Source organism: Methylobacterium sp. WL7 (assembly GCF_008040085.1).
In the GTDB taxonomy this organism is placed as follows: Bacteria; Pseudomonadota; Alphaproteobacteria; order Rhizobiales; family Beijerinckiaceae; genus Methylobacterium; species Methylobacterium mesophilicum.
Genome location: NZ_VRVG01000001.1, coordinates 26,008 through 46,705 on the forward strand (window position 1 = coordinate 26,008; position 20,698 = coordinate 46,705).

Annotated in this window: 22 protein-coding genes and 1 tRNA gene; 12 read left to right on the forward strand and 11 right to left on the reverse strand. The window is 68.7% G+C overall.

What is annotated here, in order from left to right:
* Positions 1–58: 58 nt before the first annotated feature.
* From FV233_RS00145 to FV233_RS00160, 4 genes are all read right to left on the reverse strand, one after another.
* Positions 59–1,378: an MFS transporter gene (locus FV233_RS00145; RefSeq protein ID WP_147852872.1), complete on the reverse strand. Its 1,320-nt coding sequence runs from the start codon at positions 1,376–1,378 to the stop codon at positions 59–61.
* Positions 1,378–1,587, reverse strand: a complete 210-nt coding sequence (locus tag FV233_RS00150) for an Rmf/CrpP family protein (protein ID WP_147852873.1) — start codon at positions 1,585–1,587, stop codon at positions 1,378–1,380. Before FV233_RS00150 ends, FV233_RS00145 begins: the two co-directional genes overlap by 1 nt.
* A 58-nt stretch (positions 1,588–1,645) precedes the next feature.
* Positions 1,646–1,903, reverse strand: a complete 258-nt coding sequence (locus tag FV233_RS00155) for a hypothetical protein (RefSeq protein ID WP_147852874.1) — start codon at positions 1,901–1,903, stop codon at positions 1,646–1,648.
* 82 nt (positions 1,904–1,985) lie between these two features.
* A complete protein-coding gene (locus FV233_RS00160) occupies positions 1,986–2,249 on the reverse strand; it encodes a hypothetical protein (protein WP_147896326.1) in 264 nt (87 codons plus the stop codon).
* Positions 2,250–2,784: 535 nt separating this feature from the next.
* On the opposite strand from FV233_RS00160, the gene FV233_RS00170 reads away from it, so the two are divergent.
* Positions 2,785–3,801 (forward strand): NAD-dependent epimerase, encoded by a 1,017-nt coding sequence (locus FV233_RS00170; protein WP_147896270.1) that lies wholly within the window; start codon positions 2,785–2,787, stop codon positions 3,799–3,801.
* A 16-nt stretch (positions 3,802–3,817) separates the two neighbouring features.
* On the opposite strand, the gene FV233_RS30070 is transcribed toward FV233_RS00170, so the two are convergent.
* Positions 3,818–4,039, reverse strand: a complete 222-nt coding sequence (locus FV233_RS30070) for a hypothetical protein (protein WP_187278021.1) — start codon at positions 4,037–4,039, stop codon at positions 3,818–3,820.
* A gap of 317 nt (positions 4,040–4,356) precedes the next feature.
* Between FV233_RS30070 and FV233_RS00180 the strand changes: the two genes are divergently transcribed.
* Entirely contained in the window at positions 4,357–4,722 is a 366-nt protein-coding gene (locus tag FV233_RS00180; protein ID WP_147852879.1) for a cytochrome c family protein, read from the forward strand.
* 109 nt (positions 4,723–4,831) lie between these two features.
* Here the strand turns inward: FV233_RS00180 and FV233_RS00185 are convergent, their stop codons facing one another.
* From FV233_RS00185 to FV233_RS00195, 3 genes are all read right to left on the reverse strand, one after another.
* Positions 4,832–5,353, reverse strand: a complete 522-nt coding sequence (locus tag FV233_RS00185; protein WP_187277583.1) for a MarR family transcriptional regulator — start codon at positions 5,351–5,353, stop codon at positions 4,832–4,834.
* Positions 5,354–5,477: 124 nt separating this feature from the next.
* Entirely contained in the window at positions 5,478–6,419 is a 942-nt protein-coding gene (locus tag FV233_RS00190) for a site-specific tyrosine recombinase XerD (RefSeq protein WP_147896271.1), read from the reverse strand.
* The gene (locus tag FV233_RS00195; RefSeq protein WP_147896272.1) at positions 6,416–6,568 is read right to left on the reverse strand and encodes a histidine kinase; all 153 of its coding nucleotides are present in this window, start codon (positions 6,566–6,568) and stop codon (positions 6,416–6,418) included. The genes FV233_RS00190 and FV233_RS00195 overlap by 4 nt, the downstream gene beginning before the upstream one ends.
* Before the next feature lie 256 nt (positions 6,569–6,824).
* Here FV233_RS00195 and FV233_RS00200 point away from each other — a divergent pair, with 256 nt between their 5' ends.
* The 6 genes from FV233_RS00200 (at position 6,825) to FV233_RS00225 (ending at position 12,645) form a co-directional block, all read left to right on the forward strand.
* Positions 6,825–7,424, forward strand: a complete 600-nt coding sequence (locus tag FV233_RS00200) for a shikimate kinase (RefSeq protein ID WP_238260280.1) — start codon at positions 6,825–6,827, stop codon at positions 7,422–7,424.
* A gap of 19 nt (positions 7,425–7,443) precedes the next feature.
* A complete protein-coding gene (gene aroB / locus FV233_RS00205; RefSeq protein ID WP_147896273.1) occupies positions 7,444–8,589 on the forward strand; it encodes a 3-dehydroquinate synthase in 1,146 nt (381 codons plus the stop codon).
* A 157-nt stretch (positions 8,590–8,746) separates the two neighbouring features.
* Positions 8,747–8,821, forward strand: a tRNA-Thr gene (locus FV233_RS00210).
* Positions 8,822–9,005: 184 nt separating this feature from the next.
* The gene (locus FV233_RS00215) at positions 9,006–9,575 is read left to right on the forward strand and encodes an NUDIX hydrolase (protein ID WP_147896274.1); all 570 of its coding nucleotides are present in this window, start codon (positions 9,006–9,008) and stop codon (positions 9,573–9,575) included.
* A gap of 114 nt (positions 9,576–9,689) precedes the next feature.
* Entirely contained in the window at positions 9,690–11,408 is a 1,719-nt protein-coding gene (locus FV233_RS00220; protein ID WP_147896275.1) for an IlvD/Edd family dehydratase, read from the forward strand.
* Positions 11,409–11,475: 67 nt separating this feature from the next.
* A complete protein-coding gene (locus FV233_RS00225; protein ID WP_147896276.1) occupies positions 11,476–12,645 on the forward strand; it encodes an acetyl-CoA acetyltransferase in 1,170 nt (389 codons plus the stop codon).
* A gap of 282 nt (positions 12,646–12,927) precedes the next feature.
* Here the strand turns inward: FV233_RS00225 and FV233_RS00235 are convergent, their stop codons facing one another.
* From FV233_RS00235 to FV233_RS00245, 3 genes are all read right to left on the reverse strand, one after another.
* A complete protein-coding gene (locus FV233_RS00235) occupies positions 12,928–14,220 on the reverse strand; it encodes an aminotransferase class I/II-fold pyridoxal phosphate-dependent enzyme (RefSeq protein ID WP_147852888.1) in 1,293 nt (430 codons plus the stop codon).
* A 58-nt stretch (positions 14,221–14,278) separates the two neighbouring features.
* Positions 14,279–14,665 carry a response regulator gene (locus FV233_RS00240; RefSeq protein ID WP_147852889.1) on the reverse strand — a complete coding sequence of 129 codons (387 nt, stop codon included), beginning with the start codon at positions 14,663–14,665 and terminating at the stop codon, positions 14,279–14,281.
* Between the two features lie 86 nt (positions 14,666–14,751).
* Positions 14,752–15,408, reverse strand: coding sequence for an alpha/beta hydrolase (locus tag FV233_RS00245; RefSeq protein WP_092045953.1), 657 nt, complete (start codon positions 15,406–15,408; stop codon positions 14,752–14,754).
* Between the two features lie 274 nt (positions 15,409–15,682).
* Between FV233_RS00245 and FV233_RS00250 the strand changes: the two genes are divergently transcribed.
* The 4 genes from FV233_RS00250 (at position 15,683) to FV233_RS00265 (ending at position 20,666) form a co-directional block, all read left to right on the forward strand.
* Entirely contained in the window at positions 15,683–16,852 is a 1,170-nt protein-coding gene (locus FV233_RS00250) for a cysteine desulfurase family protein (RefSeq protein ID WP_147896278.1), read from the forward strand.
* Positions 16,853–16,922: 70 nt separating this feature from the next.
* Positions 16,923–18,392: a Fe-S cluster assembly protein SufB gene (sufB, locus tag FV233_RS00255; RefSeq protein WP_147852891.1), complete on the forward strand. Its 1,470-nt coding sequence runs from the start codon at positions 16,923–16,925 to the stop codon at positions 18,390–18,392.
* A gap of 194 nt (positions 18,393–18,586) precedes the next feature.
* Positions 18,587–19,339, forward strand: coding sequence for a Fe-S cluster assembly ATPase SufC (sufC, locus tag FV233_RS00260; protein ID WP_147852892.1), 753 nt, complete (start codon positions 18,587–18,589; stop codon positions 19,337–19,339).
* A 4-nt stretch (positions 19,340–19,343) separates the two neighbouring features.
* On the forward strand, positions 19,344–20,666 hold the full coding sequence (locus tag FV233_RS00265) for a SufD family Fe-S cluster assembly protein (RefSeq protein WP_147896279.1): 1,323 nt from the start codon (positions 19,344–19,346) through the stop codon (positions 20,664–20,666).
* Positions 20,667–20,698 lie beyond the last annotated feature (32 nt).

A 20,698-nucleotide genomic window follows, 5' to 3' on the forward strand; every position in this document is an offset into this window, starting at 1 on the left:
CGAAGGCGGGCTCCCGCGCGGCCCCGCTTCCGGGCCGTGCGGGAGCGCACATCCGCGGCTACGCTTCCACGTCCGCGTCCAGGTCTCGGCCGCGGGTCTCGGGCAGCAGGAAGGCCGCGATCGTCCCGACCAAGCTGAAGGCCGCCAGGTAATAGGCCGGGGCGAGCCGGTCGCCGGTGGCGGCGATCAGCCAGTTGATCACGTAGTTGGTGCTGCCGCCGAAGACCGAGACCGAGAGCGCGTAGACGATCGACAGCCCGGCGCTGCGCACCGCCCGCGGCAGCGCCTCCGGAATCCCGACGATCACCGCCGCGGCGTTGATGGAGGAGAGCGCCGAGAGCAGGAAGGTCACGGCGTAGACGCTCATGGCGCTCGGGGATCGCACCACCCAGGCGAAGGCCGGGACCGCCAGGATCAGGATGAGCGTCCGCGGCCAGATCATCACCGGGCGCCTTCCGACCCGGTCCGCCAGCCAGCCCCCCAGCAGCGGGAAGATCACCGAGGCCAGGCCCAGCGCGATCGGCACCGCGGTCGCGGCGGTCTCGCTCAGGCCCAGGGTCGCGCCGGCATAGACCGGCATGTTGGTGCCGACGGCGTTCGAGACCGTGGAGGCGGCGATGACCAGGAAGGTCAGGCCCAGCAGGCGGCCGTGCTCGCGCAGGAGACGCCCGACCACCGCGAGGGTCGAGGGGGCAGCGTGGGGATCCTCCTCGGCGCCGGCGGTCTCGGGCAGGTGGCTGCGGATCACCAAGCCGACCGGAACGACGCAGAGGCCGAGCGCGAACATCAGCCGCCAGCCCCAGGCCGACATCGCCTGATCGCCGACCACGAGGGCCAGGATGGTCGCGATGATGCCGGCGAACAGGGCCGCGCAGCCCTGGCTGGCGATCTGCCAGCTGGTCACGAAACCTCGCTTGGCCGGCGGTGCCGCCTCGAGCAGGTAGGCGGTGGACGGGCCGACCTCGCCGCCGAGCGCGAGACCCTGAATGAGACGGCCCGCGATGACGATCACCTGTGCCCAGCCGCCGATCGCCGCGTAGGACGGGCATGCGGCCAGCATCAGCATGCCGAGCGCCATCAGCGCGATGGTGATCAGCATCGCCGGCTTGCGCCCGGCCCGATCCGCGAAGGCGCCGATCAGCACGCCGCCGATCGGCCGCATCACGTAACCGATGCCGAACAGGGCGAGCGACGCCAGCAGGCTGTGCGTCGGGTCGGTGGCCGGAAAGAACGCTTCGCCGATCGGCTTCGCGAAGAACGCGTAGACCGTGAAATCGTAGAATTCGAGGGCGTTGCCGAGCACCACGGCCCCGACCGCCTTGCGGTCGAGGGCGGGGTGGGCTGGCGCGGCGGCGTGTACCTGCGTCGTGGCATCCATCAGCGAGTCGGCTCCCCGGCCGGCGGATGCTTGGCGATTCCCCCCGTCACCGGCTCGGCGCCATCGGAGACGGCTTCGTCGTAGCCCGCAAGCCAGCGGTCTCGGGCTTCGGTGCCTTCGGCATAGGGGCAGGCCTCGCGGGCCAGACCCTTTCCGGGCGCGGCCTTGCCGAGCGCATGCGTGTCGAGGTCGTTCGGTGGCGAATCCATTCGGGCGGCGCTCCTCGTGTGGCGGCCGCCGCGATGTAGGGCGCGCGGGGCGGGGCGCTCAATGCAGGGTCGGATCCGCGTCCGGCGGCAGCGATACGACCTCGCTGAACGGGAATTCCAGAACGACGTCGCCGGCTTCGTCGGTGACCACCAGGCAGGCGGTCAGGAGCCTGGCCTGATCCCGGGCCTCGGCCAGGGCCGCACGGATCGTGTCCTGGGCCTTCTCCCAGGCCTGATCCGGATCGCGCAGAGCGACGCCGGTCGCATCGGTGATCACGTCGTCGCCGATCTGCGTGTGGAAGAAGTAGCGCGGCATGACCTTCAACCCCGGTGTCGACCGCTCCGGCAGAGCGGCAGGCTCCAGATGGGGATCGGAGCGGTCGCAATCAGCAGCCGTCCTAGCCGTTTGCGGCGCTCCGTGCCGAAGCATCGGGGACCGGCCGGAGGGTGTGCACGGTGGCGGAGGCGCCCCCCGTGCGGTGGAGCTTCTCCATGGCCATCAGCGGTCGCAATTCCGGCTCCGCGAAGTCCATCAGCCGGGCGTTGCGCCAGCGCGGCTTTCCGGCTCCACGACCGAACCAGCGCGGTCGCACCTCCTCGACCAGCAGGACGAGCCGGCCCGTCCAGGATTTGCGGAACCAGAACCGCCCGGTCAGAGACATCGTCCGATCCTCGTCAACTGTCCCGCCCGGAACGATGGGCCGGGATCGCGGCGCCCCGCTCTCGAGCAGTCCGATACCCGACTTGGTCGCGTAGATACCAATCTTCATAACAGACCGATCGGGTATCGACCGATATCCACAGGCCACCATCGGGCACACCGGCGCTAAGCGCATGACGTGACGCGCGACCAGGCCGAGGACGAGGAGCCAGACAAGCCCCGAGGTGACGTAGACGAAGCCACGCAGGAGCGCGGATTCCAGGGCATGGTGCGCCGAGACCTGTCCGGGCGCGTCAGCGCGAGGCTCCCCGGATGACCGGGCCGCGCCGCGCCCACCGCCGGGAGGGGCGGCGAGCATGCGGGTCAGGCTGTCCGGCAGCGGTCTGTGGTGGGTCTTCACGGATCGGAAGAATAGGCGCCGCCGATCCCGCCCGACAAGGCACCTGTCTTCAGGAAACTGCTGCGGGTGAATCGGCGGTCTGCCCGTGATAGAGAACGCCGACCTCGGCGGGACGGCCCGCCCTCGGCGTCCGATCATGTCCCTGCCACCTGTCCTGATCACGGGCGTCGCCGGCTTCATCGGCAACGCACTCGCGCTGCGGTTTCTCGAGGCAGGCCGGGAGGTCGTGGGCCTCGACAACGTCAACGCTTATTATGACGTCGGCCTGAAGGAGGCGCGGCTCCGGCGCCTCGATCCGTTCCAGGGCTATAGCTTCGCGCGCCTCGACCTGACCGACACGGCAGGCCTCGATGCGCTGTTCGGCCGGCACGGCTTTCGAACCGTCGTCCACCTCGCGGCACAGGCCGGCGTGCGCTACTCGCTCACGAACCCACAGGCCTACGCGGCGAGCAACCTCGTCGGCTTCCTCAATATCCTCGAATCCTGCCGCCACGGCGGCGTCGAGCACCTGCTCTACGCGTCTTCGAGTTCGGTCTACGGCGCGGTCACGGCCATGCCGTTCTCGATCCACCAGAACGTCGACCATCCGGTGAGCCTCTACGCGGCCACCAAGAAGGCCAACGAGCTGATGGCCCACAGCTACAGCCACCTCTACCGGCTGCCGACCACCGGCCTGCGCTTCTTCACCGTGTACGGACCCTGGGGCCGGCCGGACATGGCGATGTCCCTGTTCGCCCGCGCGATCCTGGCCGGAGAGCCGATCCGGGTGTTCAACGAGGGCCGGATGCGGCGCGACTTCACCTATATCGACGACATCGTCGAGGGGATCGTCGCCCTGGCCGAAAGGCCGGCTGCGCCCAACCCGGACTGGAGCGGAGCCGATCCGGATCCGGGCACCAGCGCGGCGCCGTATCGCATCTACAACATCGGCAACAACGAGCCGGTGGAGTTGATGCAGATGATCGCGCTTCTCGAAGAGGCGCTCGGGCGCAAGGCCGAAACGATCCTGCTGCCGATGCAGCCCGGCGACGTGCCGGCCACCTTCGCGGATATCGACGACCTCGCCCGCGACACCGGCTTCCGGCCGGCGACACCGCTGACGCTCGGCATCGCGCGCTTCGCCGACTGGTATCGCGGCTTCTACGGCCTTTGAGCCACGAGGCTGCACCTCATCGACGACGTGCTGAAGGTCGATGCGGGCGTCCGGTGTCGCGCCGCCGGTAGCCGAGCAAGGCTGCGATCCCGACGAAGGCGGCCAGCGCCGTCCACATGCCGCCCTCGCCGAGCTTGCCGAACGCGGCCGACAGGCGGTCCGGCTCGTCCACAAGCGCGATCACGATTCCGACAAGTCCGCAGAGCGTCACGAAGATCGCCAGGACGCGGAAGGTCATCGTGGGCACTCCCGGCGCCGCGAAGGGCGCGAGCCGGCGGGCGACCGGCAGATCCTGTCTAGGTCTTCGCCCGAGCGGACTGCAAGCGCGCAGCCGACACCGGGCGCCGTCGGCCCATCCCGATGCAGCTTCCATCGGCCGCAGGCCGCAGAGGACGGGCCCCGCCGTTGAGGGTCTGGTCGCCAGCGAATGCGGCGGGACGGCGGCCTCGCAAGGCTAGGCCGTTGCACCATCTGCGTGTAATCATTTAGAGCTGTTCCAGGCAGGAAAGCTCTGCTTCAAACGCTGCCGCGACAGCGGCCAAAAGGAGGAAATCCATGCGTTCACTCATTCTCGGCGCCGTTCTCGCTGCCTTGATCCCGCTTTCCGCACAGGCCCAGGAGGCCGGTGATGCGGCTGCCGGCGAGAAGGCGTTCGCCCCGTGCAAGGCCTGCCACAACTTTCAGAAGAACGGCGTCGGTCCGGACCTGAAGGGCGTCGTCGGGCGCAAGGCCGGCACCTACGAGGGCTACAACTACTCCGCCGCGCTGAAGAATTCCGGCATCACCTGGGACGAGGCCAACCTTCACGAGTGGCTGAAGAACCCGAAGACCAAGGTGCCCGGCACCAAGATGATCTTCCAGGGCTACCCCGACGACAAGAAGATCAACGACGTGATCGCCTACCTCAAGACGCAGTCCTGAGCCCTCGCTCCAAGGTCTGACCTCCAAACGAAGGCATCCGTGCAGCCGCGCGGGTGCCTTCCGTCGTTCAGGACCGCCCGATGAGCGGATCGAGGCTCGAGACGGAGTGCTATTCCGGGATCAGCCCGGCTTGAAGCCCGAGCCGCAGGGTCACCAGATCGTTCAGCAGATCCTTCCGGCCCTGCACGTTCAGGCCGGTCCTGTCGCCCGCCTCGTCGGGGAGGCAGGCGAGCACGTCGCGCAGCTTGGCTCCGGCGGGCGTGAGGAAGATGCTGACCTGCCGCTCGTCGGCCCGGTCGCGGGCGCGCCGCACCCGTCCGGAGGCTTCCAGGCGCTTGAGCAGGGGCGTCAGGGTCCCGGAATCGAGGAACAGGCGGTTTCCGATCTCCTTGACCGACAGGCCGTCCTCTTCCCACAAGACCAGCAGGACGAGATATTGCGGGTAGGTCAGCTCGTGCTGGCCGAGGAGGTTGCGATAGGCACGGCCGAAGGCGTGCGCGGCGGCGTACACCGCGAAGCACAATTGGTTGTCGAGGCGCTGCCGGTCCCGCTGCGATAGCTGATCGGCGGGCGCCTGACCCGCCTTGGTGGTTGGCGCAGCGCCGCTCTGCGGAGCAGTCGGGCCTGACATGGGATGCACTCTCTCTGGTAAAGGCGGCCTATCGTACCGGTATGCCGAAGGGCACTCTTAGTCAGTTCGTCAAACCTGTACAATTCTCGTGGACCGCGGACGTGCCACAGATCCTCTGCGACGTTCAGCCATCCATCAATGGGTGCAGATCTCGTACCATCGCTTTCAGGCGTTCATCGAGGACATGCGTGTAGATCTGCGTCGTCGAGATATCGGCGTGACCGAGCAACTCCTGGACGATGCGCAGATCGGCCCCGTTCTGCAGCAGATGACTGGCGAAGGCGTGGCGCAGGACGTGCGGGCTGACGCGGTCTGGGCGCAAGCCCGCCGCCAGCGCCACGGCCTTGAGGTCCCGGGCGAAGGCCTGCCGGGTGAGGTGGCCGCTGTCGCTGTCGGCGGGAAACAGCCACGGGGACTCCTCCGGCACCGCGGCGAGGTGGGCGGTCATCGCGGCCCTGGACGCCTCGGTCAGCGGGACGAGCCGCTCTCGGCCGCCCTTGCCCTTGATGAACAGGTAGCGCTCACGGGTGGCGCCCGCGGTGCGCGGGAGGGCGACGAGTTCCGAGACGCGCAGGCCCGTCGCATAGAGAAGCTCGAGCAGGCAAACCATCCGGCGGGCCCGGCGCGCCGGACCGGGCTGCTCGTCGGCGGAGGCCGCCGCATGGGCGGTGGCCAGCAGGCCGTCCACCTCGGCGATCGACAGCACCTTCGGCAGCGTGCGGCCCCGGCGCGGTCCCGAAACCGCGACGCTCGGATCGGCTTCGGCGTATCCCTCAGCGTAGAGAAACTTGTGGAAGCCGCGCACGCACGACAGGCGCCGCGCCGCCGACGACGCCATCAACCCCCGTGTCTCCAGGTCGGCCACGAAGGCCCGGAGGCTGTGGGTGTCGGCCTCTTCGAGCGGGATCCCCGCGCGCTTGAGATAGGCGAGGTAGTCGTCGAGGTCGCGCCGGTAGGCGGCCAGCGTGTTGGCGCCGGCACCGCGCTCGGCGGCCAGCATGTCGAGATAGGCGGCGACCTCCGGGGACGGAGGCGGAGCCGCGCCGCCGGCGACCGCCGCGCTCAACGGCTGCCCGGTTGGAGCTTCGAGGCCGGGATGGTCACGGTCATCTCCCGGGGGGTCGGCACCACGAAGTTCGCCAGCGCGAACATCGCCGCGAAGACGAGGCCGGCCAGGATCGCGAGGGTAGCGAAGAAACGGAACAGGGTCGGCACGTCGGTCGAACCTCGGGCAGACGAGCGCAGTCGGCGGGGAGGGAGCGCGCGGAAATCTCCCCCGAAATGTCGCGAAGGCTCGGTTTCCATCATGCGATCACGGCGCTGACAAGGCCTGTAAGGACACAGCGATGCGTTTCGCAGGCCGCTTGAATCGCGCTAAGAGCCTGGCACAGGATTGGAAGCCCCCCAGCGAGGCGCGCACGGGGCGGCGTCAGGGAGCCGGAGACGCCACGACCATGCGATGCTGCCGTCGATGAGCGAAGAAGACGTCGGTGAACCGATCGAGGCGCGCCTGCGCCGGGCGCTGGGCCTGCGCTCGATCGTGCTCGTCGGCTTGATGGGGGCGGGCAAGAGCACGGTCGGCCGGCGCCTCGCCAGCCGGCTCGGGCTGATCTTCAAGGATGCCGACAGCGAGATCGAGGCTGCGGCCGGCCTGACCATCCCCGATATCTTCGCGATCTACGGCGAGCCGAGCTTCCGCGACGGCGAAGAGCGCGTGATCTCGCGCCTGCTACGCGCCGGCCCCCTCGTGCTGGCCACCGGCGGCGGCGCCTACCTGCGCGAGGCGACGCGGGTGCGCATCCGGGAATCCGCCATCTCGGTCTGGTTGAAGGCCGATCTCGACGTGCTGATGCGGCGGGTGCGCAAGCGCGGCAACAGGCCCCTGCTCCACACCGACGATCCCGAGGCGACGATGCGCGACCTGATGGCAGTCCGCCACCCGGTCTACGCGGCCGCCGACGTGGTGGTGATCTCCCGGGAGGTGTCGCACGACCGGGTCGTCCAGGACGTGCTGGAGGCGCTGGACGCCCACATGAATGCCGCCGCCCCGCGCCCCATCGCCGCCCAGTGACGCCCAAGCGAGCCTGTCCGTGACCGAGCCATCGACCCAACCGGTTCCCCTGACGGTCCACGTGCCCCTCGATGCCGGGCGCGACTACGACATCCTGATCGGGCGTGGCCTGATCGAGACGGCCGGCGCGCAGGTGGCGGCCCTCGGGGGCCGGCGGGCGGCGATCGTCACCGACGAGAATGTCGGGGCGCTCTATGGCGAGCGGCTGCGCGACAGCCTGGAGCGGGCGGGCCTGAACGCCGGTTTCGTCACGGTGGCGCCCGGCGAAAGCTCGAAATCCTACGCGGGCTACGCGCAAGTCTGCGACGGCCTGCTGGCGCTGAAGGTCGAACGCGGCGATCTCGTGGTCGCCCTCGGGGGCGGCGTGGTCGGGGATCTCGCCGGTTTCGCGGCTGCCACCCTGCGCCGGGGCGTACGCTTCGTGCAGGTCCCGACCAGCCTGCTCGCCCAGGTCGATTCCTCGGTGGGCGGAAAGACCGGGATCAACGCGCCGCTCGGCAAGAACCTGATCGGCGCCTTCCATCAGCCGCGCCTGGTTCTAGCCGACACGGCGGCGCTCGACACCCTGTCCGAGCGCGAGATGCGCGCCGGCTACGCCGAGGTCGCCAAATACGGGCTGATCGCCGATGCCGGCTTCTTCGACTGGTGCGAGGCCAACTGGCGCGGGATCTTCTCGGGCGGTCCCGAGCGTGACGAGGCCGTCGCCGCGTGCTGCCGGGCCAAGGCCGGCGTGGTGACCCGGGACGAGCGGGAGGACGGCGAGCGCGCGCTGCTCAACCTCGGGCACACGTTCGGGCACGCCCTGGAGCGGCTCACCGGCTACGAGTCGGCCCGGCTCGTCCACGGGGAGGGCGTCGCGATCGGTCTCGCCCTGGCCTTCCGGTTCTCGGCCCGGCTCGGGCTCTGCGCCGGGCAGGATGCCGGCCGCGTCGCCAACCACCTGGCGCTCGCCGGCCTGCCGACACGCCTCCAGGCGGTCCCGGGCGGATGCGGCGACGCCGACGCCATCCTCGACGCGATGGCCCAGGACAAGAAGGTCCGCGACGGCGCCCTGACCTTCATCCTCGCCCGCGGCATCGGCCAGAGCTACATCGCCCCCGGGATCGACCGGGGGGATGTGCGGGCGTTCCTGCTGGACGAACTCGCCGCCGATCGTCAGGCCTGAGGGTATCCATCCGACCATCGGCCTTGCCTTGCGCCGGTCGGACCGCTATGAGCCTGCCACGTCCGGGACGGCGCAAACCGTCACGGGAGCTTGGCTCGAACCGCCCTCGGGGCGCTCGGGACAGAGGTTCGGGATCGGTGCGCCGATCTCGCCGGTTGCCGGTGTAGCTCAGTGGTAGAGCAGCGCTTTCGTAAAGCGAAGGTCGGGGGTTCAAATCCCTCCTCCGGCACCATCTTCCTCCGCAGACAGCGCTAGCGCACTCAGTCGAGGTCGAGCCGCGAGCGGCTGGAGCGCGTGTCGGCCGAAAGCCGTCATGCTTGAGCGTCGCGTGCGCAGCACCTCGGTCGGAACCGGATTGCCCATCCTGGTGTAGGGCCTTCTGTGCCGCGTGGCGGCCCAGCAGGCGGGGATACGTCATGAAAGCCGAGATCCTGGACGTCCGGTTCATCCACGAGGGCTGGAGCCGATTCGGGGTCGCGACGGTGCATCTTGCCGACGGTGCCGTGGTCGAGCGCGAGATCGAGGATCACGGCAACTCGGTGGGCGTCCTGCCCTACGATCCAGAGCGGCGGGTCGCCACGCTGGTGCGGGAGTTGCGGGTGCCGCCCCTGTTCGCGGCCGGCGAGCAGGTCCAACTCGAAGCGCCGGCCGGCCTGATCGAGGACGGCAGCCCGGAGGAGAACGGTCGCCGGGAGGTTTTGGAGGAGGTCGGCTTGCGCCTGCACGCGCTCGAATTCGTCGGCGCGACCTATTCCTGCGCCAGCTTGACCACGGAAAAGCTGCATCTCTACCTCGCCCCCTACGGTAAGGCCGACCGCGCCGAGGACGGTGGCGGTGCCGAGGGCGAGCACGAGAACATCCGGATCGTGGAAATGCCGCTCGCGGACCTCGCCGGGATGGCGGACCGGGCCGAACTCACCGACCTCAAGACGCTGACGCTGGTCCTGGCGCTGCGCGCCCGCCATCCGGAGCTTTTCGCGGCGTGAGAATCCGCTATCGCGTATTCGCGCAATGGTTGATCACTGCCGCGGTATTCGGCGCGGTCGCCTGGATCGCGTTTCACCTGCGCTGAGCAGAACCCCGTCTCAGGAATCGAAGCGATGAGCGAAGACGCCGTCACCGCCGAACCCCACGGCCTCGACCGGGGTCTGACCAATTACGGCGACCGCGATTTCGCCCGCTACCTGCGCCGCTCCTTCGCCCGGTCCATGGGCATCTCGCGCACGCTCCTCGACAAGCAGGTGGTCGGCATCGCCATGACGCCGTCCGGCTTCAACAATTGCCATCGCGGCATGCCGGAACTCGTGGAGGCTGTCTCCCGCGGGGTGCTGGCCGCCGGGGCCTTGCCGATGCCGTTCCCGACCGTGTCGCTCGGAGAGGTTTTCCTCAACCCGACCAGCATGATGTACCGCAACCTCATGGCCATGGACACCGAGGAGATGATCCAGGCCCAGCCGATGGATGCGGTGGTCCTGATCGGCGGTTGCGACAAGACCGTGCCGGCCCAGCTCATGGGGGCGGCCTCGGCCGGCCTCCCGGCGATCCAGGTCGTGACCGGCCCGATGTCCACCGGCCGCCATCGCGGCCAGCGGCTGGGTGCCTGCACGGATTGCCGGGGCTTCTGGGCCAAGTACCGGGCCGGCACGGTGGATGCGGAGGAGATCGCCGAGGTCGAAGGCCGGCTCTCGGTCACGGCCGGCACCTGCGCGGTGATGGGCACGGCCTCGACCATGGCCTGCATCGCCGAGGCGCTCGGCATGTCGCTGCCCGGGACCGCCGCGATCCCGGCCGTGCATTCGGACCGGCTGGTGGCCGCCGAAGAGACCGGACGCGCCGCGGTGCGGCTGATCCAGACCAAGATCACCCCGGCGCAGGTCATCACGCAGAAATCTGTCGAGAACGCGATCCGCGTCCTGATGGCGGTGTCAGGCTCCACCAACGCCATCGTGCACCTCACGGCCATCGCCGGGCGCCTCGGCATCCGCATCCCGTCCGGGCGCTTCAACGAAATCTCGGACGAGACCCCGGTGCTGGTCGACCTGAAGCCCGTGGGCGAAGGCTACATGGAGGATTTCCACGCCGCCGGCGGCATGGGCGCGCTGCTGCGGGAGTTGCGCCCGCTCCTGCACCTCGACACCGTGGACGTGGAGGGCCGCACCCTGGCCGAGCGTCTGGACGAGCCGGCCGGCTGGGTCGACCGGGCGGTGATCCGGGCTTTCGACGATCCGGTCTCGCCGGTGGGCGGCCTGGTGGCGCTGAGCGGCAACCTCGCCCCGGACGGAGCGATCTTCAAGCGCGCCGCCGCGACGCCCGAGCTGTTCGAATCCGAAGGGCGGGCGGTGGTGTTCACCGGCCTCGAAGACCTGAGCCGCCGGATCGACGACCCGGAGCTCGACGTGGCGCCGGGCGACGTGCTTGTGCTTCAGAATGCCGGGCCGCACGCCGCCGGCATGCCCGAGGCCGGCTACCTGCCGATCCCAAAAAAGCTCGCCCGGGCGGGGGTGAAGGACATGGTGCGGATCTCGGACGCGCGGATGTCCGGCACCGCCTTCGGGTCGATCGTGCTGCACATCGCCCCGGAGGCGGCCATCGGCGGCCCGCTCGGAGCCGTGCGCGACGGCGACCGGGTCCGCCTGTCGATCCGCGACAAGCGGATCGACCTGCTGGTGGACGAGGCCGAGATCGCCCGGCGGCTCGCGGACCATCGACCGCCGCCGGCACCCAAGCGCGGCTACAAGGCGCTCTATCGGCGCACCGTCACCCAGGCGCCTGAGGGGTGCGACTTCGACTTCCTGATCGGCGACGGCGAGCCCGGCTGACACGCGGCTTGATCCTCGGGCGCCCCAGGGCCATCGTCCGGAGAAGCATCGGGAGGAGTCGAAGAGCATGACGCGCGCCTGCATCGTGGGCTGGGCCCACACACCGTTCGGCAAGCTCGAGGAGCCGGATGTCGAGGGCCTGATCGCGCGGGTGTCCGGCGAGGCGCTGGCCCATGCCGGGATCGAGGATTCCCAGGTCGACGGGATCTATGTCGGCGTCATGAACACCGGCTTCTCGAAGCAGGGTTTCGAGGGATCGCAGGTCGCGCTCAATCGGCCGGGCCTCGCCCACGCACCGGCGACGCATCTGGAGAACGCCTGCGCCACCGGCTCGGCGGCGCTCTACGCGGCCCTGGATTTCGTCGATAGCGGCCGCGGGCGGATCGCCCTGGTGGTCGGCGCCGAGAAGATGACGGCGAAATCCGTGGCCGAGACCGGCGACATCCTGCTCGGCGCCTCCTACCGGAAAGAGGAAGCCGACATCGAGGGCGGCTTCGCGGGCGTGTTCGGCCGGATCGCGGCCGGCTACTTCCAGCGCTACGGCGACCGCAGCGAGGAACTGGCCCGGATCGCCGCCAAGAACCACCGCAACGGTGTGGGCAACCCCTACGCGCAGCTCAGGAAAGACCTGGGCTTCGAGTTCTGCAACAAAGTTTCGGACAAAAACCCCTACGTGGCGGCGCCGCTGCGGCGCACCGACTGCTCGCTGATCTCCGACGGCGCCGCCGCCCTCGTCGTGGCGGATGCCGAGACCGCCGAGGGTCTGGCTCGCGCCATCGGCTTCCGCGCCCGTGCACACGTCAACGACATCCTCCCCCTGTCGCGCCGGGATCCGACCGCGTTCAAGGGCGCCCGGCTTGCCTGGGAGAAGGCGCGCGCGCAGGCCGGGATCGGCAACGACGACCTGTCGTTCGTGGAGACGCACGATTGCTTCACCATCGCAGAACTCATCGAGTACGAGGCGATGGGGCTGGCCGAGCCCGGCCAGGGTTACCGCGTCGTCCGCGAAGGGTGGACCGAGAAGGGCGGCCGGCTGCCGATCAACCCGTCCGGCGGGCTGAAGTCCAAGGGCCATCCGGTCGGCGCCACGGGCGTCTCGATGCACGTGATGGCCTGCCTCCAGCTCATGGGCGAGGCCGGCGAGATGCAGGTCCCCGGGGCGAACCTGGCCGGGATCTTCAACATGGGCGGTGCGGCGGTCGCCAACTACGTATCGATCCTGGAGCGGCGGCGCTGAGCCGAGGTCCGAGATGCCGTTGAGGACCGGACGCCACTCGCGCCCGCTCCCGTGCGGGCCGCGGTTTCACACATTGCCGGATGGAGCGCAGGTCCCCTCTCCCGTGCGGGAGAGGGATAGGGTGAGGGATCAGGTCTTTCCGGAGAGGGCGCATCCCTCACCCCAGCCCTCTCCCGCACGGGAGAGGGGGCCGGTCGCGGCCTGTACAAGCTGACGTGTGAACACCGTGGCCCTGACGGGGCAGGGGCCTGCATTCTCGTCGGTTCAGAAGAATCAATCCCCTCAATCGAGCTTGTCGAGCGCCTGCTTCAGGTCGGCGATCAGGTCGGCCTCGTTCTCGAGGCCGATCGACAGACGCACGGTCTCGGGTCCGACCTGCGCGGCGGCCTTCTCGCCCTCCGGCAATTGCCGGTGCGTGGTCGAGGACGGGTGGATCGCCAGCGATTTGATCTCGCCGATGTTGACGAGGTGCGAGATCAGTTCGAGCCCGGCGATGAACGCCAGGGCCGCCGGCTCGCCGCCCTTCAGCGCAAAGGTGAAGATCGAGCCCGGTCCCTGCGGGGTGTAGCGCCGGGCGAGGTCCTCTCCGGTCTGGCCCGGCAGTCCGGGATAGCTCACCCAGGCCACCGCCGGGTGGTCCTTCAGGAAGGCCGCGACCGCCCGCGCGTTGGCGCAGTGCCGCTCCATGCGCAGCGGCAGGGTCTCGATGCCCATCAGGGTCAGGAACGCGTTCATCGGCGACAGGCCGGGGCCGAGATCACGCAGGCCGAAGAACCGGCAGGCCGCCGCGAACGGCGTCTCCGGGAAGCTCTTGGTCAGGACGAGGCCGTCGTAGTCCGGCCAGGGCTCGGTGATCAGGTTGTAGCCGCTGGTCCGGGTCCAGTCGAAGGTGCCGGCATCGCAGATCATGCCGCCGATGGTCTGGCCCGAACCGCTCAGAAACTTCGAGGTCGAGTGCCAGACGATATCCGCACCGTGCTCGATCGGCCGGATCAGCGCCGGCGAGGCCAGGGTGTTGTCGACCACGAGGGGCAGGCCGTGGCGACGGGCCACCGCGGCGATCCCGTCGAGGTCCACCACCGAGGCGCACGGGTTCACGATCGACTCGCAGAAGATGGCCCGGCATTCCGGCGTGATCGCCGCCTCGAAGTCCTCCGGCCGCATGCCGCGGGCGAAGCGCGGCTTCAGGTCGTAGCGGCCGTCGAGGCGCCGCATCAGACCGAGGGAGCCGCCGAACAGGCGCGGCGAAGCCACGTAGGCGTCGCCGCTCTTCATCAGGGTCATCAGCACCAGCATCATCGCCGACTGCCCGGAGGAGACCGCGACGCCGGCCTTGGCACCCTCCAGGTCGGCGACCCGGCGCTCCAGGGCGGCCACCGTCGGGTTCGACCCCCGCGAATACGAGAACCCGGACCGGCGGCCCGCGAAGATGTCCGCCGCCTGCTCGGTGGAATCGAACACGAAGCCGTTGGTGAAGTAGATCGGCTGGACCCGCGCGCCGGTGGCGGGGTCGGGCGCCGCGCCGGCATGGATGGCCCGGGTCGCGAAGCGGTGCTGTCGGCTGGTATCCGTCATGGCTCTCGGTCGGCTGTACGGCGCCCGGATCGTCGACGCGCCCGAGCCGGAGGAGGCTTCACGCCGCGCGACGGATGAAGGCCTGCAGGGTTCGGACCAGGGTCGTGGGCTCGTAGGGCTTCGGGATGAAGCGGGCGCCCTCCGGCATGTCGTTGGGGCCGGGGGTGCCCATGCCGGATACGACGAGGACGGGGATGGTCGGCCAGCGATGCGCCACGAGGCGGGCCAGGGCGAACCCGTCCATCGAGCCCTGCGGCATGTCGACATCCGTCATCAGGACGCCGACATCGTCGCGGTTTTCCAGGACCTTCAGCGCCTTGTCGGCGTGGCTGGCCTCCAGCACGGTGAAGCCGGCATCCGCCAGGGTGTCGGACGCCTCCATGAGCAGGAGGCCGTCATCTTCCACCAGCAGCACCACGGGTTGGTCGGACAAGCTTTCAGTCATCAGACCTGCAAAGGTTCAGTCGCGACGTTCGAAGCCCGCGCCGTATTCCCCGGACCTGCCCCCGTCAAGGCGCGGGACCTGCGGCGTCAGGCGGCCTCCTCGCGCTTGCCCAGGCGCTTGTCGAGATAGGTGTCCACCGTCTGGGTCAGCTCGTCGACCTTGCCGTCGAAGAAGTGGTTGGCGCCCTCAACCATCTGGTGCTCGATGATGACGCCCTTCTGCACCTTCACCTTTTCGATCACCGGCATGACGTCCCGGGCCGGTGCGACGCGATCCTCGGAGCCGTGCACGAACAGGCCGGAGGAGGGGCAGGGGGCCAGGAAGGTGAAGTCGAAGCGGTTGGCCATCGCGGCGATCGAGATGAAGCCCTCGATCTCGGGACGCCGCATCAGCAGCTGCATGCCGATCCAGGCGCCGAACGACACGCCGGCGATCCAGCACGACTTCGCCTCCGGGTTGACCGACTGCACCCAGTCGAGGGCCGCGGCCGCGTCGGAGAGCTCGCCCGAGCCGTGGTCGAACGCGCCCTGGCTGCGGCCGACCCCGCGAAAATTGAAACGCAGGGCTGCGAAGCCGCGATTGGCGAAGGTGTAGAAAAGATTGTACACAATTTGATTGTTCATCGTACCCCCGAACTGGGGGTGCGGGTGCAGGACGATCGCAATCGGCGCGCCGCGCTTCTTGGGGGCCTGATAGCGGCCTTCCAGACGTCCGGCCGGGCCGGTGAAGATGACTTCAGGCATCGTTCAACTCTCGTTTCAGCGGTCGCCGGCCGCGCGATCTTGGGCAGTGAAGAGGCAGCCTTGACTCGCCGCACGCACACCATACAAACGCTCTTAGAACAGTTCTAGGCGATTAGAACTATTCTAATGTAGGTGAGCGGGCACGCGGTGCCAGTTCTCTGCACCAGCCATTCGGTTGGCGACATCTCATTTGTCGGCGCGCCTTAGCACGGCGAGCCGGTCCGCGGGCAAGGAATTGTCACGCGCCGCATGCAGGGGACCAGACGGAATCAGCATGACCCGGGCCCGCGCCTATCTCGATTACAACGCGACCGCCCCCGTCCGCCCCGCCGTGGCGGATGCGGTGGCGCGCGCGCTGATGCTGCCCGGCAACCCGTCCTCGATCCATCAGGAGGGCCGGGCTGCCCGCGCCGCGCTGGAAGCCGCGCGCGGCCAGGTGGCGGCCCTCGTGGGCGCCCGCCCGGCGCAGGTGGTGTTCACCAGCGGCGGGACGGAGGCCGCGAATGCGGTCCTGTCCGGCGCGCTCGGCCGGCGTGGCCAGCCAAAGCCGACGCGGCTACTCCATTCCGCCACCGAGCACCCCTGCGTCGCCGCAGGCCATCGCTTCCCCGCGGACGCGGTCGAGGAACTACCGGTCACACCGGACGGCGTGATCGATATCCGAGCCCTCGAAAGACGCCTCGGCGCGCTTGCGGACGAGAGCGTGCTGATCTCGATCCATGCGGCCAACAACGAGACCGGCGCGATCCAGCCCCTGTCCGATGTCGTCGCCCTGGCCCGCGCCCATGGCCGGGCTCTGGTCCACACGGATGCCGTGCAGGCGGTCGGCAAGGTCGCCCTCGACATGGCAGCCCTGGGGATCGACGCGCTCACGCTGTCGGGCCACAAATTCGCGGCCCCCAAGGGGGTCGGCGCGATGATCCTGGCCGACGATGTCGCCTTGGACGCCGCGTTCCTGCGTGGCGGCGGGCAGGAGCGGCGCCAGCGCTGCGGAACCGAGTGCCTGCCGGCGATCGTTGGTATGGGCGAGGCGGCCCGGATCGCGACCGAAGCCCTCGTGGCAGAGGGCGTTCGCCTCGCGGGCCTGCGCGATCGGCTCGAGGCTGGCATGCGCGTCCGAGCCCCCGAGGCCGTAGTGTTCGCGGCCGGTGCGCCGCGCCTGCCCAACACCCTGAGCTTCGCGATTCCGGGCCTCGACGCGCCCGCCGCCCTGATCGCCTTCGACCTCGCCGGCGTGGCGGTGTCGTCAGGCTCGGCCTGCTCGTCGGGCAAAGTCGCCCGTTCGGCGACGCTGTCGGCGATGGGCGTGGCGCCCGAGCTTGCCGGGGGCGCACTGCGCGTCAGCCTCGGCTGGAATACGGTGGACGAGGATGCGTCATGCTTTCTCGACGCCTTCGAACGGGTCTTGCAGCCCCTATATAAGCGGCGAGGGTACGCGGCCTGAAACAGCCGCGTCCCACGCTTTCCGAAAGACGCTTCCCGGTCCTTGAAACCGGGCTTGCCAGGAGATGCTAATGCCTGCCGTGCAGGAAACAATCGACCGGGTCCGCTCGATCGACCTCGACCAGTACAAGTACGGGTTCGAGACCACCATCGAGATGGAGAAGTCCGCCAAGGGCATCTCCGAGGACGTCGTGCGCTTCATCTCGGCCAAGAAGAACGAGCCGGCGTGGCTGCTGGAATGGCGCCTCGACGCCTATCGCCGCTGGCTCACCATGAAGGAGCCGGAGTGGGCGCGGGTCGCGTACGACAAGGTCGATTATAACGACATCTATTATTACGCCGCGCCGAAGCGCCCGGCGGCGATGTCGCTCGACGAGATCGATCCCGAGATCCTGAAGACCTACGAAAAGCTCGGCATCCCGCTGCGTGAGGTCGAGGTGCTGGAAGGCATCGCGCCGGAGCGCCGCGTCGCGGTCGACGCCGTGTTCGATTCGGTCTCGGTGGCCACGACCTTCAAGAAGGAACTCTCGAAGGCCGGCGTGATCTTCATGCCGATCTCCGAGGCCGTGCAGGAATATCCGGAGCTGGTGAAGAAGTACCTGGGCACGGTGGTGCCCTCGACCGACAACTTCTTCGCGACGCTGAATTCGGCGGTCTTCTCCGACGGCTCGTTCGTCTACATCCCGCCGGGCGTCCGCTGCCCGATGGAGCTGTCGACCTACTTCCGCATCAATGAGCGTGACACCGGCCAGTTCGAGCGTACGCTGATCATCGCCGACAAGGGCTCGTACGTCTCGTATCTCGAGGGCTGCACCGCCCCGAAGCGCGACGACAACCAGCTCCACGCCGCGGTGGTCGAACTGGTCGCCCTGGACGACGCCGAGATCAAGTATTCGACGGTCCAGAACTGGTACCCGGGCGACAACGACGGCAAGGGCGGCATCTACAACTTCGTCACCAAGCGCGGCGATTGCCGCGGCGACCGCTCCAAGATCTCCTGGACCCAGGTCGAGACCGGCTCGGCGATCACCTGGAAGTACCCGTCCTGCATCCTGCGCGGCGACGAATCCCGCGGCGAGTTCTACTCGATCGCGGTGTCGAACGGCATGCAGCAGGTCGATTCCGGCACCAAGATGATCCACCTCGGCAAGAACACCACCAGCCGGATCATCTCGAAGGGCATCTCCGCCGGGCGTTCGCAGAACACCTACCGGGGTCTGGTCTCGGCCCACAAGAAGGCCAAGAACGCTCGCAACTTCACCAATTGCGACTCGCTGCTGATCGGCGACCAGTGCGGGGCACACACCGTGCCCTACATCGAGTCGAAGAACGCGTCCGCGGTATTCGAGCACGAGGCGACCACCTCGAAGATCTCCGAGGACCAGAAGTTCTACTGCCTGCAGCGCGGGCTCTCCGAGGAGGAGGCGACCGCGCTCATCGTCAACGGCTTCGTCCGGGACGTGCTGCAGCAGTTGCCGATGGAGTTCGCCGTCGAGGCCCAAAAGCTGATCTCGATCAGCCTCGAAGGCTCCGTGGGCTAAGTCCCGACCGGCGTCGATACCCATGGCGATCGCGGCATCCCCGCGGTCGCCGACCGGATTGCGTGAAGGCTTTCATGCGCGGCATCCGGACCTGAAGGCCTTCGAAATGGCCGTCTCGGTGACGGCGATAAGGAACTGACGGCACGCGGTCGGTGCATGAACCCGGCTCGCCGTTCGATAGGACTTGAACTAACATGTTGGAAATCAAGAACCTCGTCGTGCAGATCGAGGACAACCGCATCTTGAACGGCCTCAACCTGACCGTGAACGACGGCGAGGTCGCGGCGATCATGGGTCCGAACGGTTCGGGCAAGTCGACCCTGTCCTACGTCATCGCCGGCAAGGAAGACTACGAGGTCCTCGACGGCGAGATCCTGCTCGACGGCCAGAACGTGCTGGAGATGGCCGCCGACGAGCGTGCCGCGGCCGGCGTCTTCCTGGCCTTCCAGTACCCGCTGGAGATCCCCGGCGTCGGCACCATGACCTTCCTCAAGGCTTGCCTCAACGCCCAGCGCCGCGCCCGCGGTGAGGGTGAGATCTCGACGCCGGACTTCATCCGCAAGGTCAACGCCGCCGCCGATAAGCTCGAGATCAACAAGGAGATGCTCAAGCGTGCCCTCAACGTCGGTTTCTCCGGCGGCGAGAAGAAGCGCATGGAGATCCTCCAGATGGCGCTGCTGGAGCCGAAGTTCTGCGTCCTCGACGAGACCGATTCGGGCCTCGACATCGACGCCCTGCGCATCGTCTCCGAGGGCGTCAACGCGCTTCGGGCCCAGGGCCGCTCGTTCCTGGTGATCACCCACTACCAGCGCCTGCTCAACCACATCGTGCCCGACACCGTGCACGTCATGTCGAAGGGCCTGATCGTGAAGACCGGCGGCAAGGAGCTGGCCCTCGAACTCGAGGCGTCGGGCTACGCCGAGTACCGCACGAACGAGGCCGCGTAAGTCCATGGCCGAGATCCAGAACCTGCGCACCAGCGCCGAGACCGGGCTGTCGAGCCTGTTCGAGGCCGCACGCAAGGGCTTCGCCTCGGAAGAGGCGATCGCCCGCGAGGAGGCGTTCCGCTTCTTCGAGGCCGCCGGACTGCCCAGCCGGCGGGTCGAGGCGTTCAAGTACACCGACCTGCGCGCCGTCATGAAGGAGGCCGTGCCGCCGGCCGAGGCGCCGTCTGCGGAGGCCGCCCAGGCGGCAGCCGCATCCGCGAAGGGCTTCGCCGGCATCGACGCGGCGCATTTGACCTTCGTCAACGGCCATCTCGTCCGTTCGCTGTCGGACCTCGACGGGCTGCCGTCCGGCCTCACAGTGACGCCGCTCAACGATGCGATGGGCAAGAGCGACACCCGCCTCCGGCTGCTCGCGCCGGTGGAGCAGGCACGCGAGAACCCGATCTACCAGCTCAACACCGCCTTCCTGGCCGACGGCGCGCTGATCTCGGTCGCTCCCGGCACCAAGATCGAACGCGCCCTGCACCTGCGCTTCTTCGGCAGCGGGTCCGAGGGTTTCTCCACGGCGACGCGGGTCCTGGTCGAGGTCGGCGACGGCGCGGAGATCACCGTGCTGGAGAGCCACGAGGGTCCGGACGGCCTGACCTACCAGCCGAACGATGCACTCGACGTGCGGGTCGGGAAGCAGGCCATCTTCCGTCATGCCCGGCTCAACCGGGAGGGCAACGCCGCCATCGCGCTCTCGACGATCAGCGTGCGCCTGGACGACGAGTCCCGGCTGGAGACGGTCAACCTGGTCACCGGCGCCGTCCTGTCGCGTCACCAGATCTACATGCACGTTGCCGGTGAGAACGTGAACGCCGTGGTCAACGGCGCGGCGATGCTGGGCGACGGGCAGCTGGCGGACTCGACCCTGCTGGCCGACCATGCGGCCGCGGGCGGCATCGGCCGCGAGATGTTCAAGACGGTGATCGACGGGAACGCCACCGGGGTGTTCCAGGGCAAGATCATCGTCCGGCAGGCCGCACAGCAGACCGACGGCAAGATGAAGTCGGATTGTCTGCTCCTCAACGACGAGGGGCAGATGATGAACAAGCCGGAGCTGGAGATCTTCGCCGACGACGTCGCCTGCGGCCATGGTGCCACCTGCGGCGCTCCGGACGAAGACCTGCTGTTCTACCTGATGGCCCGTGGCCTGCCGCGTGCGGTGGCCGAGAGCCTGCTGGTCCAGGCCTTCGTCGGCGAGGCGATCGAATCGGTCACGCATGAGGGCGCCCGCGCGGCGCTGATCGGCGAGATCGAGGCCTGGCTTGCGGCACGCGCTTGATCGTTCGGCCGATCCTCCTGCAGGATCGGCCG

Coding starts and splice junctions, on each gene's coding strand:
- FV233_RS00145 (WP_147852872.1), bottom strand. CDS start 1,378: ATGGATGCCACGACGCAGGTACACGCCGCCGCGCCAGCCCACCCCGCC.
- FV233_RS00150 (WP_147852873.1), bottom strand. CDS start 1,587: ATGGATTCGCCACCGAACGACCTCGACACGCATGCGCTCGGCAAGGCC.
- FV233_RS00155 (WP_147852874.1), bottom strand. CDS start 1,903: ATGCCGCGCTACTTCTTCCACACGCAGATCGGCGACGACGTGATCACC.
- FV233_RS00160 (WP_147896326.1), bottom strand. CDS start 2,249: ATGTCTCTGACCGGGCGGTTCTGGTTCCGCAAATCCTGGACGGGCCGG.
- FV233_RS00170 (WP_147896270.1), top strand. CDS start 2,785: ATGTCCCTGCCACCTGTCCTGATCACGGGCGTCGCCGGCTTCATCGGC.
- FV233_RS30070 (WP_187278021.1), bottom strand. CDS start 4,039: ATGACCTTCCGCGTCCTGGCGATCTTCGTGACGCTCTGCGGACTTGTC.
- FV233_RS00180 (WP_147852879.1), top strand. CDS start 4,357: ATGCGTTCACTCATTCTCGGCGCCGTTCTCGCTGCCTTGATCCCGCTT.
- FV233_RS00185 (WP_187277583.1), bottom strand. CDS start 5,353: ATGTCAGGCCCGACTGCTCCGCAGAGCGGCGCTGCGCCAACCACCAAG.
- FV233_RS00200 (WP_238260280.1), top strand. CDS start 6,825: ATGAGCGAAGAAGACGTCGGTGAACCGATCGAGGCGCGCCTGCGCCGG.
- FV233_RS00215 (WP_147896274.1), top strand. CDS start 9,006: ATGAAAGCCGAGATCCTGGACGTCCGGTTCATCCACGAGGGCTGGAGC.
- FV233_RS00220 (WP_147896275.1), top strand. CDS start 9,690: ATGAGCGAAGACGCCGTCACCGCCGAACCCCACGGCCTCGACCGGGGT.
- FV233_RS00225 (WP_147896276.1), top strand. CDS start 11,476: ATGACGCGCGCCTGCATCGTGGGCTGGGCCCACACACCGTTCGGCAAG.
- FV233_RS00235 (WP_147852888.1), bottom strand. CDS start 14,220: ATGACGGATACCAGCCGACAGCACCGCTTCGCGACCCGGGCCATCCAT.
- FV233_RS00240 (WP_147852889.1), bottom strand. CDS start 14,665: ATGACTGAAAGCTTGTCCGACCAACCCGTGGTGCTGCTGGTGGAAGAT.
- FV233_RS00245 (WP_092045953.1), bottom strand. CDS start 15,408: ATGCCTGAAGTCATCTTCACCGGCCCGGCCGGACGTCTGGAAGGCCGC.
- FV233_RS00250 (WP_147896278.1), top strand. CDS start 15,683: ATGACCCGGGCCCGCGCCTATCTCGATTACAACGCGACCGCCCCCGTC.
- sufB (WP_147852891.1), top strand. CDS start 16,923: ATGCCTGCCGTGCAGGAAACAATCGACCGGGTCCGCTCGATCGACCTC.
- sufC (WP_147852892.1), top strand. CDS start 18,587: ATGTTGGAAATCAAGAACCTCGTCGTGCAGATCGAGGACAACCGCATC.
- FV233_RS00265 (WP_147896279.1), top strand. CDS start 19,344: ATGGCCGAGATCCAGAACCTGCGCACCAGCGCCGAGACCGGGCTGTCG.